The organism is Chitinolyticbacter albus, assembly GCF_024437655.1.
Taxonomy (GTDB): domain Bacteria; phylum Pseudomonadota; class Gammaproteobacteria; order Burkholderiales; family Chitinibacteraceae; genus Chitinolyticbacter; species Chitinolyticbacter albus.
On the sequence record NZ_JANBVF010000007.1, the window covers coordinates 74,709 to 88,830 of the forward strand.

The 14,122-nt window shown below is 61.1% G+C and carries 15 protein-coding genes; 4 read left to right on the forward strand and 11 right to left on the reverse strand.

Annotated elements, in window-relative coordinates; genetic code table 11:
- Window positions 1-7: 7 nt before the first annotated feature.
- Complete coding sequence (locus tag NLI84_RS06310) at window positions 8-394, reverse strand: response regulator (RefSeq protein WP_255988979.1); 387 nt, start codon at window positions 392-394, stop codon at window positions 8-10.
- Window positions 395-695: 301 nt separating this feature from the next.
- Here NLI84_RS06310 and NLI84_RS06315 point away from each other — a divergent pair, with 301 nt between their 5' ends.
- The 3 genes from NLI84_RS06315 (at window position 696) to NLI84_RS06325 (ending at window position 4,622) form a co-directional block, all read left to right on the forward strand.
- Window positions 696-1,808 (forward strand): MGDG synthase family glycosyltransferase, encoded by a 1,113-nt coding sequence (locus NLI84_RS06315; protein ID WP_255988980.1) that lies wholly within the window; start codon window positions 696-698, stop codon window positions 1,806-1,808.
- Window positions 1,809-1,836: 28 nt separating this feature from the next.
- A complete protein-coding gene (locus tag NLI84_RS06320; protein ID WP_255988982.1) occupies window positions 1,837-2,739 on the forward strand; it encodes a phosphatase domain-containing protein in 903 nt (300 codons plus the stop codon).
- 284 nt (window positions 2,740-3,023) lie between these two features.
- Window positions 3,024-4,622, forward strand: a complete 1,599-nt coding sequence (locus NLI84_RS06325; protein ID WP_255988983.1) for a methyl-accepting chemotaxis protein — start codon at window positions 3,024-3,026, stop codon at window positions 4,620-4,622.
- 72 nt (window positions 4,623-4,694) lie between these two features.
- Here the strand turns inward: NLI84_RS06325 and NLI84_RS06330 are convergent, their stop codons facing one another.
- Window positions 4,695-5,732, reverse strand: coding sequence for an oxidoreductase (locus tag NLI84_RS06330; protein ID WP_255988984.1), 1,038 nt, complete (start codon window positions 5,730-5,732; stop codon window positions 4,695-4,697).
- A gap of 111 nt (window positions 5,733-5,843) precedes the next feature.
- Here NLI84_RS06330 and NLI84_RS19230 point away from each other — a divergent pair, with 111 nt between their 5' ends.
- Window positions 5,844-6,212 (forward strand): peptidogalycan biosysnthesis protein, encoded by a 369-nt coding sequence (locus NLI84_RS19230; protein WP_373316909.1) that lies wholly within the window; start codon window positions 5,844-5,846, stop codon window positions 6,210-6,212.
- Between the two features lie 328 nt (window positions 6,213-6,540).
- On the opposite strand, the gene NLI84_RS06340 is transcribed toward NLI84_RS19230, so the two are convergent.
- The 9 genes from NLI84_RS06340 to NLI84_RS06375 form a co-directional block, all read right to left on the reverse strand.
- On the reverse strand, window positions 6,541-7,677 hold the full coding sequence (locus NLI84_RS06340; RefSeq protein WP_255988985.1) for a GNAT family N-acetyltransferase: 1,137 nt from the start codon (window positions 7,675-7,677) through the stop codon (window positions 6,541-6,543).
- A gap of 186 nt (window positions 7,678-7,863) precedes the next feature.
- Window positions 7,864-8,076 (reverse strand): H-NS family nucleoid-associated regulatory protein, encoded by a 213-nt coding sequence (locus tag NLI84_RS19235; protein WP_373316907.1) that lies wholly within the window; start codon window positions 8,074-8,076, stop codon window positions 7,864-7,866.
- Between the two features lie 18 nt (window positions 8,077-8,094).
- Window positions 8,095-8,226, reverse strand: coding sequence for a hypothetical protein (locus NLI84_RS06345; RefSeq protein ID WP_255988987.1), 132 nt, complete (start codon window positions 8,224-8,226; stop codon window positions 8,095-8,097).
- Between the two features lie 179 nt (window positions 8,227-8,405).
- Window positions 8,406-9,086, reverse strand: coding sequence for a response regulator transcription factor (locus tag NLI84_RS06350; protein WP_255988988.1), 681 nt, complete (start codon window positions 9,084-9,086; stop codon window positions 8,406-8,408).
- A gap of 109 nt (window positions 9,087-9,195) precedes the next feature.
- A complete protein-coding gene (locus NLI84_RS06355; RefSeq protein ID WP_255988990.1) occupies window positions 9,196-10,269 on the reverse strand; it encodes a DUF8838 domain-containing protein in 1,074 nt (357 codons plus the stop codon).
- A 2-nt stretch (window positions 10,270-10,271) separates the two neighbouring features.
- A complete protein-coding gene (locus tag NLI84_RS06360; RefSeq protein ID WP_255988991.1) occupies window positions 10,272-11,474 on the reverse strand; it encodes an NAD-dependent epimerase/dehydratase family protein in 1,203 nt (400 codons plus the stop codon).
- Window positions 11,471-11,890, reverse strand: a complete 420-nt coding sequence (locus tag NLI84_RS06365) for a hypothetical protein (protein ID WP_255988992.1) — start codon at window positions 11,888-11,890, stop codon at window positions 11,471-11,473. Before NLI84_RS06365 ends, NLI84_RS06360 begins: the two co-directional genes overlap by 4 nt.
- Window positions 11,891-11,914: 24 nt before the next feature.
- A complete protein-coding gene (locus tag NLI84_RS06370; protein WP_255988993.1) occupies window positions 11,915-12,850 on the reverse strand; it encodes a permease in 936 nt (311 codons plus the stop codon).
- Between the two features lie 28 nt (window positions 12,851-12,878).
- Window positions 12,879-13,724, reverse strand: a complete 846-nt coding sequence (locus tag NLI84_RS06375; protein WP_255988995.1) for a ferritin-like domain-containing protein — start codon at window positions 13,722-13,724, stop codon at window positions 12,879-12,881.
- Window positions 13,725-14,122 lie beyond the last annotated feature (398 nt).

The window sequence follows — 14,122 nt, forward strand, 5'->3', positions numbered from 1 at the left end:
GGCAGATTCAGGCTGCAGTCTGCACATGGGCGCCGACGGCGGCCAGCAGGCTGTCCTTGGTAAAAGGCTTGGTCAGGTACTCGTCGGAGCCGACCATGCGGCCACGGGCCCGATCAAACAGGCCGTCCTTGGAAGACAGCATGATCACGGGCGTGGCCTTGTAGCGCGGGTTCTTCTTGATCAGCGAGCAGGTCTGGTAACCATCAAGCCGCGGCATCATCACGTCGACGAACACCACGTCGGGCAGGTGATCGCTGATCTTGGCCAGCGCATCGAAGCCATCCTCGGCGAGGATGACCTCACAGCCGGCCTGACCGAGGAAGATCTCGGCGCTGCGACGTATGGTGTTGCTGTCGTCGATGACCATCACCTTGATTCCGGCGAGATTCGACATGGACTCCTCCTTGAGGGACCGCTCGTCAATTATTGTTTATGCCGTTAGCTCTGCCCTGCTCGCGTTCAAGCATAGCGTGGACCGCAGGCAGCACGCCAGCATGCGTACGATCATACCGATGCGGCGATAAATTAGCCAAGTCTGATGGGCACGCGGTCACACGCCACGGAACAACGTGCATCTTTAGCTTATTAGCACATCGTGTCTTTATGCTCAGTCATGGTCGATGCCAGCGCACGCCACTTTGCAGCGAGCGCCGCCCGGTACACAATCGGCTTCCCATTACAATTTTCTTACCGCCATGTCGCTTCTGCTGTTGCATGCCACCGCGGGCGCCGGTCACACCCGCGCCGCACAAGCCATCTCGGCTGCCCTGACGCAGCTGGGCGACACCGAGCATCGTGTCGTTGATACGCTTGATTGCACCACCTCGCTGTTTCGCAAGATGTACACGCAGGCCTACATCGATCTGGTGCAAAAGATGCCGGCGCTGTGGGGCTATGTCTATGAGCGCACCGACACGGTGAAGCCGCAATCGAGAACCGCGCGCAACCGGCTGGCGTTCAACAAGGTGAACAGCCGCGCCTTCAAGCACCTGATCGCCGAGGTGGCGCCCACCGCCATTGCCTGCACCCATTTCCTGCCACTGGAATTGCTGTCCGACCTCAAGGCGCGCGGCAAGCTTGCCGCGCCGGTGCACGCGATCATCACCGATGTCAGCCCGCATGCGTTCTGGATCTACGAGCACATCGACCATTACCACGTCGCCACGCCGGACGGCGCGCGCGAGCTGATGCTCAAGGGCGTGCCACCGGATCGCATCTCGGTCACCGGCATTCCCATCGACCCGGTGTTCGCCGCGCAACAGCCGGCCCCAGCGGCGCGCGCAGCACTGGGCCTGCCCGAGCAGCCCACCGTACTGCTACTGAGCGGTGGCTTCGGCGTCGGCCCCACCGCGGCGATGCTCGCGTCGTTCCGCGATTGCACGACGCCCCTGTCGCTGGTCGTGGTGGCCGGCCGCAACGCGGAGCTGAAAGCCGAGTGCGAGCGCATCGCTGCCGAGTTGCCGGTCCAGGTCACCGTGCTCGGTTTCGTCGACTACATCCACCAGCTGATGGACGCCGCCGACCTGATCGTGACCAAGCCCGGCGGGCTCACCACCAGCGAAATCCTGGCCAAGCACAAGCCCATGATGCTGGTGGCGCCCATCCCCGGCCAGGAGCAACGCAATTGCGAATACCTGCTGGAAAACGGCACGGCCGTGCGGCTGTACGACGGTGGCGATGCCTGCCATCACATCGCACGGCTGTTGAACGATGCGGCCAGGCTTGCCGCCATGGGCCGCAACGCCGCACGCATCGCCTATCCGGACGCGGCGCACGCCGTGGCGGCCGCGCTGCAGGCAGTGGCATGACATGCGCTGGCTCGTAGGAACGTTGCTGATGTGGAACGTATTCGCCTGGGCGGATGACCCGCTGCACAACACCGTCGACGACGCGGTGCTGGGCGCGTCCGGCTACCAGCTCTCGGGTCGCGTCACCGAAGCACGCGCCGCGGCCAGCGCCGAATCGGGCAAGCTCGGCACGCTCTACCGCAGTGCGCGGCAGCTGCTGACCGACGGCGAGGAAGCGGTGGTGACGCTGAACCTGGGCAGCTGGCAATGGCGTACTCATGTCGACAGCCAGGGCTACTGGCTGCTCGCGCAAAACGCGCCGCTGCCACTCGATCCGGGCTGGCACCCCATCACCAGCACGCCGCCCGCGTCGAGCGAGGCGCGGTTGCTGGTGCCGCACCCGGACAACCGGATCGGCATCATCTCGGACATGGACGACACGGTGATGGTGTCGCAGGTGAATACCAGGGCCCGCTTGCTACGCAACAGCCTGATGCGCCCGCCCGAGGCACGGCAAGCGTTTGCCGGCGTAGCGCCGCTGTATACGCATATCGCCACGCTGAACCCGCAGCCCGCGACGACGCCGGTGTTCTATCTGTCGGCATCGCCGCGCCAGTTCACCGACAACCTGCGACGCTTCCTCTCCGCCAACGCTTTCCCACCGGGCGTATTACTGACCAAGCGTTGGGGCGAGGGCTCGCTCACCGACCAACGCGCCTACAAGACCGCGCGGCTCGAAGCGGTATTTGCGGCCTTGCCCGACGTGCGCTTCCATCTGTTTGGCGACGATGGCGAACAGGATCCCGAGATCTACGCCGAAATCCGCCAGCGTCACCCGACTCGGGTCGCGAGCATCTGGATCCGCAGGGTCCATCCCGACGCGGCGCGCGCCCGGCTCCCTGGGCAAGGCGATCTGGCCGAGCTGGTGGCCAATCCGGCGCTGCTGCGCTGAGTCGCCCCAAGGTCTTTCATGCCGCGAAACAACCTTTCGACGCGGTGGCGGAGCGGCTAGGCTATATCCATCGGGCGCCAAGCCTGCATTCCCCCACAAATCTTGATATCGATCGACGCGGCCTGCTTTCACGGGCGCGATACTGACGCCTTAAACCTGGAGCAAACGGCTGCGATGCAGGATGTCTTTACAATTGGCGTGACATTGCTCGCTCGTGCAATCATTTGGTCAGAGCCGATACACGGCCATTGCAGGGGGTATAGAAGATGACACTTTCGCGACAAATGGCGCTGTCGCTTGGCAGCGCTTTCGTCCTGTTCACTGTGGCCACGTTGCTGGCCCTGGGTGCGCTGCTCAAAACTTCGACCGAACTCGACGACTTCGTCGAGCACTACCAGGCCGAGCTGATCGCGGTGAATGCGCTGGAGGAAGCGGCCAGCAAGAGCAGCACCGCCATTCGCAGCTTCTTCGTCGATCCGGCCAACCCGGCGGCAATGACCATCCTAAAGGCCATCCCGGCCGAATTCGAAACCGCCCGCGCGCAGCTCGCCAAGCTCGTTGCCGGCGATGCCGCCAGCACAGCACGGCTGCAGAAAGTGGCGACGTTGCGCGGCCTGCAGCAGAAGATGCAGGACGAAATCGCGCTTTATATCGACAACGGCCAGCTTGACGTGGCCCGCGAGAAGATCAACGTCGAAGAGGCGGTGAAGGCATCGCAGCCGCTCATCGCCGAGCTCAATGCCTGGGCGGGCGAAGCCCGGCAGCGCGTTGCCAATCGCCATGTCGAGCAAAAGCGCGCCAACACCACCGCGCTGACCCTTTCCGCCCTGCTCACCGTCGCCGCCATCGTGGTCGGTCTGGTGCTGGGGCTGCGTATCCAGCGCACGGTGATGGGCCAGCTCGGCGGCGATCCGGCCGACGTACGCCGCGCCATGCAGGCGCTGGCCGAGGGCAACCTGGCGAACCGGGTCACGGTGCGCGCAGGCGATCGCAACAGCGTGATGGCCACGGTGGAAGAAGTGCGTCAGCGGCTGGCCGACATGATCCGGTCCTTGCGCGAAAACGCGCTCGATCTGGACCGCGAAGCCACACGCATGAGCGGTACCGCCAGCCAGCTCTCCAGCGGCGTGCGCACGCAGACCGACGCCGCCGCCGCCATGGCCGCCGCGATCGAGGAGATGAGCGTGTCGGTGAACCATGTTTCCGACAACGCCACCAGCGCGCACCAGCTGGCCGACGATGCCGGTCGCCGCGCCGAGGCTGGCAGCCGCGTGATTGCCCGGGTCGGTGGCGAGATCGATCAGGTGGCCGCCACCATCGCCGCCGCCGCGCACCGCATCGACGAGCTCGGCAACGAGGCCGATCGCATTTCCAGCATCGTCGCCGTGATCAAGGAAATCGCCGACCAGACCAATCTCTTGGCGCTGAACGCGGCCATCGAAGCGGCGCGTGCGGGTGAAACCGGTCGCGGCTTCGCCGTGGTTGCCGACGAAGTACGCAAGCTCGCCGAGCGTACCGGTCAGGCGACGCAGGAAATCAGCCAGATGATCAGCACCACGCAATCGCGCTCGCGCGAAGCAGTGGATACCATGCAAGCGGCGGTGGCGCAGGTGGCGACCGGCGTGGCCGGTGCACGCGAGGCCGGCGTCGCCATTGGCGAGATCCAGTCCGGGCAGCAGGATCTGGAAACCGTGGCCAACGACATTTCGCTCTCGCTGAGGGAGCAATCGAGCACCAGCCAGGACATCGCCCGCAATGTGGAGCGCATCGTGCAGATGGCGCATGCATCGAGCCATGCCGCCGACGAGAGCAGCGGCGCGGCTCAGCGGCTGCAGGTGCTGGCGCACGATCTGGGCAGCAGCGTGCAGCGCTTCACGCTGTAACGCCACGCCAGCATCAAGAAGGCCGGGTTACCCCGGCCTTTTTCTTTTTACTGTTGCCAATTAGCAACAGGCCTACAGCTTTTCGCGCTTGCCGCTCTTGGCGGCACGCACCGCTGCCTCGATCACGCGCATGCTGCGCACCGCATCGGCAGCCGGAACCGGGTTGCCCCCCACGCCCAGCACGGCGTCGCGCACGCCAGCGTAGTAGTCCTGGTAGGCACCGCGCGGCAACGTCACCGGCTCGCTCACGGGCTTGTCGCCGTCATGGCAGAACAGCGTGGCGACATGGGGATCGATACCCCAGTCGGCATGGCGCGGATCGAGCCCGGCCTTGAGCTGATCCTCCTGCGCATCGAGCCCCTGCTTGACGAAGCTCGCCTCGGTGCCATGAACCAGGAAACGCGGCGTGCCACCCGAGACCAGCATGCTAGCGCCCAGCACCACACGCTTGTCCGGGTAGTGCAGCAGCACCAGCGCATCGTCGACTGACAGGCCGCCTTCGCGACGGATCGCCAGATCCGCGCTCACTGCCTGCGGCATGCCGAATAGATCGAGCGCCTGATCGACCACGTGCGGACCAAGGTCGTACCACAGTCCGGCGCCCGGCCCGGCGCCTTCGCGCCAGCGTTGCCGCACCTGCGGCCGGTAACGATCGAAACGGCTGGTGTACTCGACGACGCGGCCCAGCCGGCCTGAAGTGATCAAGCCCTTGAGCGCGAGGAAATCCGCGTCCCAACGACGATTCTGGAATACCGACAACACCCGGCCGGCGACATCGGCTGCGGCAACCAGCTCTTCGGCCTCGGCCACCGTCACCGTGAACGGCTTGTCGACCACCACATGCTTGCCGGCGGCAAGCGCGGCACGGGCCAGCGGCGCATGCGTGTCATTGGGCGTGGCGATCACCACCAGATCAATATCCGGTCGGGTGATCAGCGCGGCCGGCTCGGTCTTGACCGAGACATCGGGCCAGTCGGCGATGACGTCGGCCGGGCGCGAGCTGGCAATCGACACCAGCGCAAAGCCGGGGGTGGCGGCAATCAGCGGTGCATGAAAGGTCTTGCCGGCATAGCCGTAGCCGATCAGGCCGACACGTAAAGGGGTGGACATTGCAGCACTCTCCAGAAACCATCGTGTGATGGTATAACCATGCTTACAACGCGTCGCTAAGGCATGTCCCTCAGGCGCGAAGGCCTGCGTGGAACATTCACCTTTCGATGTATGTTTGTGCGTTGCAACAGGGATGCTACTGTAAGGCGGCGCGCCACGTCTGTCACCCCGCTTCGTCTGCCCTGGCCGACAGGCTGTCTGCCCTGCTTCGAGTCCACCCTTCGTTCTCCGGAGTTCCCGCCGACCAGTGGAACAAACTGGCCGGCCATCACCCGGCGCTGCGGCACGAATTTCTTTCTTACATTGAAAGAATATGCTGCGCCCGGCTGGCGGCCTTGCCACCTGGCGCTGTGGCGTGGCGACACGCTGGCCGCTGCCCTGCAGCTTTATCTGAAACACCATTCGCGCGGCGAGTACGGTCTGCTATGTGTAGGTCCACGAGGCCAAGTTCTACGCATCACTCAACAGCTACGGCTTTGAGCTGGCTTTGTTGCACAACTCCCCGCGCCTGAACCCGACCGGTAAACTCCGACCGTGACCGAGCCCGCCCCAGCCCAGTACAAGACCATCAACTGGCGTGAGTATGATGCCGCACTCACGGCGCGCGGCTGATCTGGCTTGATTCGGCGATGCCATGGGATGCGCCGGCCAGCGGCAAGCCCGGGCATCAGGCTACCATCTCCGATGCCGCGGGAAAGGGAATTGCAACGGTGCGCGTAGGATAAATCCGTCCGGGGTTGGGGCTAATTCAACCTTCTGCCGGGTTGTGCAACAAGCCGATCAACAAGCAGAAACGCAAGAGGCGCACCTAGTTCCCTCTGAAGGGGCTTCCCTGCTCAAGCTCTCCGATATATCCATCGATTGCTTGGGTTTCTCGGCGAAGAAAACCATCAATCGCAGCGGCAAATCGAGTATCTGCAATATAGTGAGCGGAGAAGGTCTTTACCGGCATGAACCCTCGCGCCATTTTGTGCTCGCCCTGCGCTCCGCCTTCAAAAAGAGCGATGTTGTTCTGAATGCAATAGGCGACGGACTGGGTATAACATGCCTCAAAGTGTAGGCCTTTGATGAACTCCATCGCCCCCCAGTAGCGCCCATATAACACGTCGCCCCCTCGCACGCTCAATGCGCAGGCAACAGGCTGGTCATCACGCGACGCCAGCATCAAGACGATGTCTAGCACCTGCTCTTTATGGGCACGCTTGAAGAAATCCAGCGTCAGGTATGGTGCCGATCCATGTTCAGCGTATGTGTTCGAGTAGCAGGCATAGAAGAATTCGAGATGCTGTCCTAGCAGTTCTGCGCCTTCCAGCCATTGAAAACGGATCCCCGCATCTGCTACGTACTTACTGTCTTGGCGGAGTTTCTTGCGTTTGTCGCGGGTCAGCGCGGCGAGGAAATCGTCCATGGATCGATAGCCCTCATTGCGCCAATGGAACTGAACCCCCTCCCTCACATTAAAACCGGCCTCGATCAGCGCGTGCCTGTCGCGGCTATCGATAAAGAGTGCATGCACGGAAGATAGATCGGACGCATCACACAGCTGCCGTATCGCCTGAGCGAGTATCGATCGCGCTTCTGCATCACGAGCCAGCAATCTGGGGCCTTGGACCGGCGTAAATGGGGCCGACACCACCAACTTCGGGTAGTACCGCACACCATACTCGGCAAACGCCCTAGCCCATGGCTGATCGAAAACAAACTCTCCGCGAGAGTGGGTCTTCAAGTAGCAAGGTGCAGCAGCGACCAACTCATTCCCCCGATGCGCCAACACGAAGCGGGGATGCCATCCTGTTTCCGGTACTACGCATCCAGAGCTCTGCAGCAAGCGCAGGAAGCCGTAGCTCACGAATGGGTTTTCGCCCGCCAACGCTTGCCAATCCATCTCCGGCACATCGTCCAGGGAGTCGACAACCGTTACCGAGTACTCATCATTTGTGTTCATACGTGCCGGCCAGTCGATCGCTCATCAGTTCTTGAGCATGGGAACTACAGTTGTCTGCATACGATTGAACGCGTGGCCTCGCGGACCACAAGGTTCGGGGCAACTTCCCAGAACGGCCGCCGAACAGAGGGGGGCCTGCAGCAGGCTTACGTTGGGGCAAACGGTACCCCGGCCCTGACGGCGTGGCTAGTAAAAAAGCCCCGCGGTGCGGGGCTGCTTCTTCATGTACTGGACAACGCTAAATGCGCAGCCCATCCAGTGGCTTGTCTGCCTGCAGCCCATCTTGCACTGCGGCTTGCGGCCGCGGCCGGTCCACGTCTGATTGCTATCGGCAAGATTGCGGAACTGCGCCAGGCCAGCACGCTTGGCAGCCTTGATGCTTACGGCACCACCGAGCACGTCTTGCAGCGAAAAGCCCTAGGCTGCAGCGAGATTTTGCAGTTCTGCGATCAGGTTCTTTTTGTCGCTGACCTTGCGCTTTTCGATTTCAGCACTCAGATCTTTCCACAGTTGATACATCTCGGGCAGTGACAGGTTGGACAGCTTCACAAAGCGCTCCTTTTCTATGGCATAGGAAATCAAGCCATATTTGAAAGGCAGCTCGGTAAAAACACAAGTCCAATTTGCAATATCAAATTGTGTAATCAATCAGAAGCACTGCGCCAGCGAGGATATATGCAATAGCGTATTAGAGGCCGATGCAACCAAATACGCGAGCGACTAAGCGATTACGCTGCGGTGGCCACTCTCAATGCAAGTTCGGTCCGATTGGTGACATCGGCTTTTCTGAATAAAGCATGGATTTGATTGCGTACGGTATTTGGGCTTGACCCCAGCTCACGCGCGATCTGCTTGTTGCTAAGACCGCTTGCGAGAAGCTTGAGGATTTCGATTTCGCGAGCGGTGTAGAGAAACCACTCGAACGCAGGCGCCTGCTTGGTGGCTGCACTTTGTGTGCAGCCCATAGCTGCATGGACGTTGGCCGCTGCGGTGGCAAGCTCCCGGCTCATGGACTTGACCAGCTCCACATTTTCCCAGCGATTCACGGAGCTCATAACGGCAAAGATCAGATGGTGCTCGCCAAGTTCGATGGCGTGAATGGCAAAGCGGCGGCCAAAGCGGGGCTCCAGCATCAATAGACGCCTGCCCACACAGGAACACTGCCCCAGATCCACCAGGGAAGGGGCACGAACAGCGTTCCATACCGCGAGCAGCGAAGCGCAATGACTTTGGAGTGTCTTGGGCTCTTCGTGTATCTCGCCGTCCAGGTACAAAATCTCTTCGATCTGGACCGCTGCACGTTCAACCGTCGCGGTTCCTACAGCCAAGCAGTCGACGTCGAGCTGCTTGAAACGCGCCGTCTCGCCGAGAGCCCGTAGGTACTGCCAGTCCAGATGCGTTTTTTCCATATCCTCATACTCCCACTGCAAAGAGGGCGAAACATCATTTCCCCTCTGGACAGGATTGTATAAGAAGATGCGTGCATGTTGATACACGCTTATAGAAAGGTTTCGCGCCCTAGCAGCAGCCTCCACCAGGCTCGCAGCATGCGGATGCTGCCGCGCCAGCAAAGGGCGTCAATCCCTTGGTGACCTTGGGATCGCGTAGCGCTGGCGTATTGCAATCGAACAGCTCAGCCTGGGCCAAGACTGGTTCATTCACACTACGCAGACCGATGAATTGGCCCTGATAGGGGGCACGCATCATCAGATCAAAGGTCTTCGCGCAAACCGCGACGCGCTGGCCTCGGCGATACACGTGGCCATCATCGTCCCGAACTTCCCGCCATGGCCCTTTGTACATCACCGCTTGGCCGAGTTCGAAACAAGCGCCTTGTTTTCCGCGATAGGCCTCGATGAGGCATATCCGGATATCAGCGTCACTGATTCGGTCCACCGCGATCGGGTCTACCTCAGTAGACCAATGAACGGTCACGCCGTGGAAACCAGCATCTTCAAATGACTTGAGCAGCGCGCCTTCCGTAGGAAGGTGCAGCGAAGGCCCCGGTGGGGCAGCCCTGACTGCATACGCCGAGGCAACCGGTTCATCGGCGACCAGTGCTATGCAGTACACCACACCTTCGCGAGTCTGCACGCGGAATGCCTCGTTCAGCATGCTTGGTATCGTGGTGGGGTCGATGCGATTGAGCACGAAATCGAGCACGACACTGTGCGCCCAACCGTCCGCTACAGCCGGCGCTGTGGCGAACAAATTCTTCAGCTTTTCCTCAAGCACCAGATAGCCTTCGATGTCCCGAACACCGGTACCCGACATCGCGGACTCGATCGCTCGCACATCGCGGCGTAGGTTGCTGAGCTCCAGCAAGCGAACGGTCTGCGATCTTTCACCGGCCAGGCTTTTGGCTCGCCGTAATTGCCGCGTTTCAACATCCGCAATGACGACGTCTGAGTCTGCCAATCCCGATTTGCTTTCGGCCAGAAGCTCCGAATAGCCACCTCCAAGCCAGAGCACGTTTTTATCGCCGCGCTGCGCGGCTGCTTCCAGGCGCATCCGCAACTCAGACGCCAACTGGTTCAGCTCGTGCTCCCACGGAGACAGGCGCGCGCCACTGCGATTTTCAGGTGAGTTCATGATCAGGCCATGGAAAGTGACAAGGACGGGGTGTGGTCGTGGTGCTGCCGATAGTCGACGCGTGCCGGTAGCTCGCTTCCAAAACGCTCCAGGTACCGCTGCAGCAGAGCCGAGGAGCGGACAAAGCGGTCCTGGCAGATCTGGATCGTGTCCGCGGTGGTCTCGGTGAATGCCAACCCGCGCTGCGCGAGTTGCTCAAGCCAACCGCGTTCGAATTGCCAGGGGTAGGCCCCGATCTCCAGATTGGTCTGCGCAAACGTGAGATAGGCCCGCTGCCGCATATGAATCGCTTTGAGGTCGACCTGCCGCATGTGGTCGTAGAACACCACGCTGTGCGGCCGGGTAACCTCGCAAATCATCTGCCACAGCTGTTTCATGGACGGCGCGCTGCGACTGCTCACCACCAGGTTGACGTGCTCGCCATCCGGCACCCAGCGCAGGATGCTCGCCATCGCGGCTTGAAATACGTCCTGGTGCAGCAGGTTGAGCGGCTGATCAGTTGCAACGGTGTGCAGCTCGTCGTGATAGCGATCCGAGAGCAAGCGCTCGATCCCCATCCATTGTTGGTAGAGCCCATAGCGCTTTCCGCTGTAGCGGCCATCCTTGGCACTGCCAATCACGATCGAAGGCCGAACGACGAGGAACGGGATTCCCGAGTTGGCCACCACGTGTTCAGCATTCCGCTTGGTCAACGTGTAGTCGGTCGGGTCGCTGGCCGGGGTGTCCAGCACGCGCTCGGGGATCGGAGCACCTGAATAGCCCCCGGCATAAGCCGTGGAAATGAAGATGAAGCGCCCCACGCCAGCGGCCTTGGACGCATCCACCAAGCGCTGCGTGAACTCCACGTTGAGTGCTTGCAGGGCAACGCTATCGAAGTAGTCGAGGCATCCCGCGCAGTGGATTACGGTATCCACGCCGGCCAGCATGCTCACCATGTCTTCGTGTGATACCTGCTCCGCGCCCTTCCAGGTGACCACTTCGATGCGGTCTGCCAGGCGATCCGGATCCGCACCCAGCGCGATCAGTTCACGGTGGATTTCCTCAGGCATCGCATCGGCGGTTTGAGCACGCCGACTCGGGACGACCAAGGCATCGGCCCAGTCATCGCTGAGCACCTGGGCCGCAAGCAGCGCTCCGAGGTAGCCAGTGCCGCCGGTGAGGAGGACGCGTTTCCCCTGCCGCGCGGTTTCACGCAGGGCGTTCAATGGAGTGCCTGCGACGTATTGGATGCCGCCGGCAATGCCTTGCCGACCAGCTCCTTGTCCGGGGCTCCGCCGTACGACACCAGGCGCTGGTTCACGATCAGCACCGGAAAGGCACTCAGGCCATGGGACATGAACAGCTCGCTCACCTGCTGCGCCACCTTGGAGCCGCCGCTGTCGAGTTCGCCCGAGATCTTGCCGAGCGATGACTGTGCTTGGGTCACCGTCACGGTCACCACAGGCCAATCGAGATGCGCTGACTCGAGGGCCGCGTGAGCAGCAGCTTCGGTTTCTGCATCAATGTCTGCGGTACCACGTACGCAGCAGCTGGCCGATACAACGGCGACGGTCTCGGGGCTAAGCGCCCGCTTGACCAGGGCGGAATCCTCTTCCGAGCCTTTCTTGAAGAGACCAAACATGGGAGCACCTCCTATGAGAATGAGTTAGAGCACGATCGCCACAACGACCCCCAAGATCAACGCGCAGGCGATGACGCTCAGGGTGTGGGCAATGACCAGGGGCAATCTGAACAGCCGGAACAGCAGCATGATTTCCGGGGGACTGGTTCCGATCGCCGCGACCAGGAACGTCACCAGTGCCCCTACAGGGAAGCCTTTTTCGATCAACGCAAAACCAATGGGCAGGGCGGCGACCGGCGAGATGTAGAGCGGAACACCAACCAGTGCACACACCAGATAGAGCAATGCTGGGTGAACGCTGTCGACGAGATTCAACAACGTGTCCTTGGGCACCGCGCCATAGATAACCCCGCCTATCAGCAGGCCCACGAGCAGGTACGGAGCGATGTCCTTCAATTCACGTACAGCGGCGATCCAAGCAAAGCGACTGGCCGCGCTGAAGCCCGGCCATCTCGGTCCACCCGTCCCCACAAACGTCGCGCTGCTTTCCGGCGCCGGCGTCGATACCAGGTAGCGTTGCAAACCGAGCCTGCCAGCGAGCACCCCTACTGCCGAAGTGAGCGCCAGGCCAACCACGATGAAGGTGATGCCCGCAACAGGCCCCTTCGTGGCGAAGAGCAAGATGAACACGCCTTCGTTGACCACCGGTGAGGACACGAGGAATGCGAAGCTGGGAACGAAACCCACACCTGCGCGCAACATGCCCGTCAATACAGGAATGGTGGAACACGAGCAGAACGGCGTGATGACGCCGCCCACGCTGGCAGCAAAGGCCGAACGCCAGCTGGTTGCGCCTTGGAGCTTGTTCTGGGTCGCCTGGAAAGGTAGCCGCTGCTGTAGCAGCACGACCCCCCAGGTGATCAGCAGGAACAGCCCGATGAGCAGGGCCCCATCCATCAGCAAGAACTCAAAAAACGCGCGGACGGCTGGAGACGCTAAACCGGATTGAAGGGTTTCCACAGCTGAGAACGCCTCGTTGAAGTGGCGCTTAGGCCGTAGCCAGCGCCGAGTTCATCGACGGCGTGCCGCCATACGACTGCATGGATTCGATCAGCGCAGCGGTCACCACCGGATCGAAGTTCGCCTTGTCCAGCGTTTCCACGTAGGTATCGAGCGCTTCGATACGGATCTCATCGATGTCGGTCTTCAGGTCGCCCAGCGACAAGGAGCCGCAATCGATGCTGAGGCGATCGCATAGGAAGTGGCAGCTGGTGCTGACCATGCTGAAGAGTTCGGGCATCACGCGGTGGTGGGCCCATTTCAGGCTTTCGTGAACGCCTTCCGGATCCGCGTCGAGCAAGCCCCGAATTCGGGTCAGGCCGATTTCCAGATGCTCAAGCTCGTCTTCCAGAATCTTGCTGGCGAGGGCGGAGGTATCCGGGTCGCCCTGACGCTTCAACGTCCGGTACAGAACGATGGCCATGGTCTCGGTCATCAGGTCCTGCATGATGAGACAGGCAGGCAGATCCTTGTTGTGCACGGCGGTGCTGAAATGGCGGCGGATGTTGAACCATTGCGGCTCGACGATCTCGCGCATGACCTTGTAGTCGTGGCGCTTGCCCAGGCTCGCCAGCATCTGAATGTGCTTGGACTCTTCGTGCGCCTGTTTCACGGTCTCGATCTTGTCGTCGGTGGTGGGCATCAGCGGCACCATCTCCGAGTAGTTCTCGACCGCCATGACTTCGCCGGCGATCGCATTCGATGCGATGTAGGCAATCAAGTTGAAGTAGCCGTCGCTCTTATCGTGCTGTGCTTGCAGCTCATCGCGGCGGTTTTGTGAACGCAGGTCGACCGGCGCCAAATCGTCGGCAACTGCGGCGGAAACTTCAGTCATTTTGCAAACCCCTCTGGACGTCGACAAGGAATATTCCTTGGAGCAAATCATTGTCGAGATGAGGGGTGTGGCGCGCCATAGTACATAGGTTCTATTCGGCGCCAGGAGGGGGGCGGAGTACGATCAGATTCTATGCAGTAAATCTGCAATCTTACAAATCCTACTTTTCTTTTCTAATTTAGTGGAATTTCTCCAATGGCGATACCCTTCCAATCCAAACGTGGTATTGGCGCAATTGCTTTATTGCTCGCCAGCACCTTAAGCACAATAGGCTTGGTTGGCTGTGATCGCGCAACTGGCTCCACCCAAGCATCAGAAAAAGCGGCTGCAGAAAGAATCATGGTGGTGGGCGCTAGCTGTCCAGTCCCGGACGATTAACTACGCGCTTAACAAATAAA

Bases quoted from the DNA above. Each gene is read 5' to 3' on its own strand.
- NLI84_RS06310 (WP_255988979.1), bottom strand. From the start codon at position 394: ATGTCGAATCTCGCCGGAATCAAGGTGATGGTCATCGACGACAGCAAC.
- NLI84_RS06315 (WP_255988980.1), top strand. From the start codon at position 696: ATGTCGCTTCTGCTGTTGCATGCCACCGCGGGCGCCGGTCACACCCGC.
- NLI84_RS06320 (WP_255988982.1), top strand. From the start codon at position 1,837: ATGTGGAACGTATTCGCCTGGGCGGATGACCCGCTGCACAACACCGTC.
- NLI84_RS06325 (WP_255988983.1), top strand. From the start codon at position 3,024: ATGGCGCTGTCGCTTGGCAGCGCTTTCGTCCTGTTCACTGTGGCCACG.
- NLI84_RS06330 (WP_255988984.1), bottom strand. From the start codon at position 5,732: ATGTCCACCCCTTTACGTGTCGGCCTGATCGGCTACGGCTATGCCGGC.
- NLI84_RS19230 (WP_373316909.1), top strand. From the start codon at position 5,844: ATGTTTGTGCGTTGCAACAGGGATGCTACTGTAAGGCGGCGCGCCACG.
- NLI84_RS06340 (WP_255988985.1), bottom strand. From the start codon at position 7,677: ATGAACACAAATGATGAGTACTCGGTAACGGTTGTCGACTCCCTGGAC.
- NLI84_RS06350 (WP_255988988.1), bottom strand. From the start codon at position 9,086: ATGGAAAAAACGCATCTGGACTGGCAGTACCTACGGGCTCTCGGCGAG.
- NLI84_RS06355 (WP_255988990.1), bottom strand. From the start codon at position 10,269: ATGAACTCACCTGAAAATCGCAGTGGCGCGCGCCTGTCTCCGTGGGAG.
- NLI84_RS06365 (WP_255988992.1), bottom strand. From the start codon at position 11,890: ATGTTTGGTCTCTTCAAGAAAGGCTCGGAAGAGGATTCCGCCCTGGTC.
- NLI84_RS06375 (WP_255988995.1), bottom strand. From the start codon at position 13,724: ATGACTGAAGTTTCCGCCGCAGTTGCCGACGATTTGGCGCCGGTCGAC.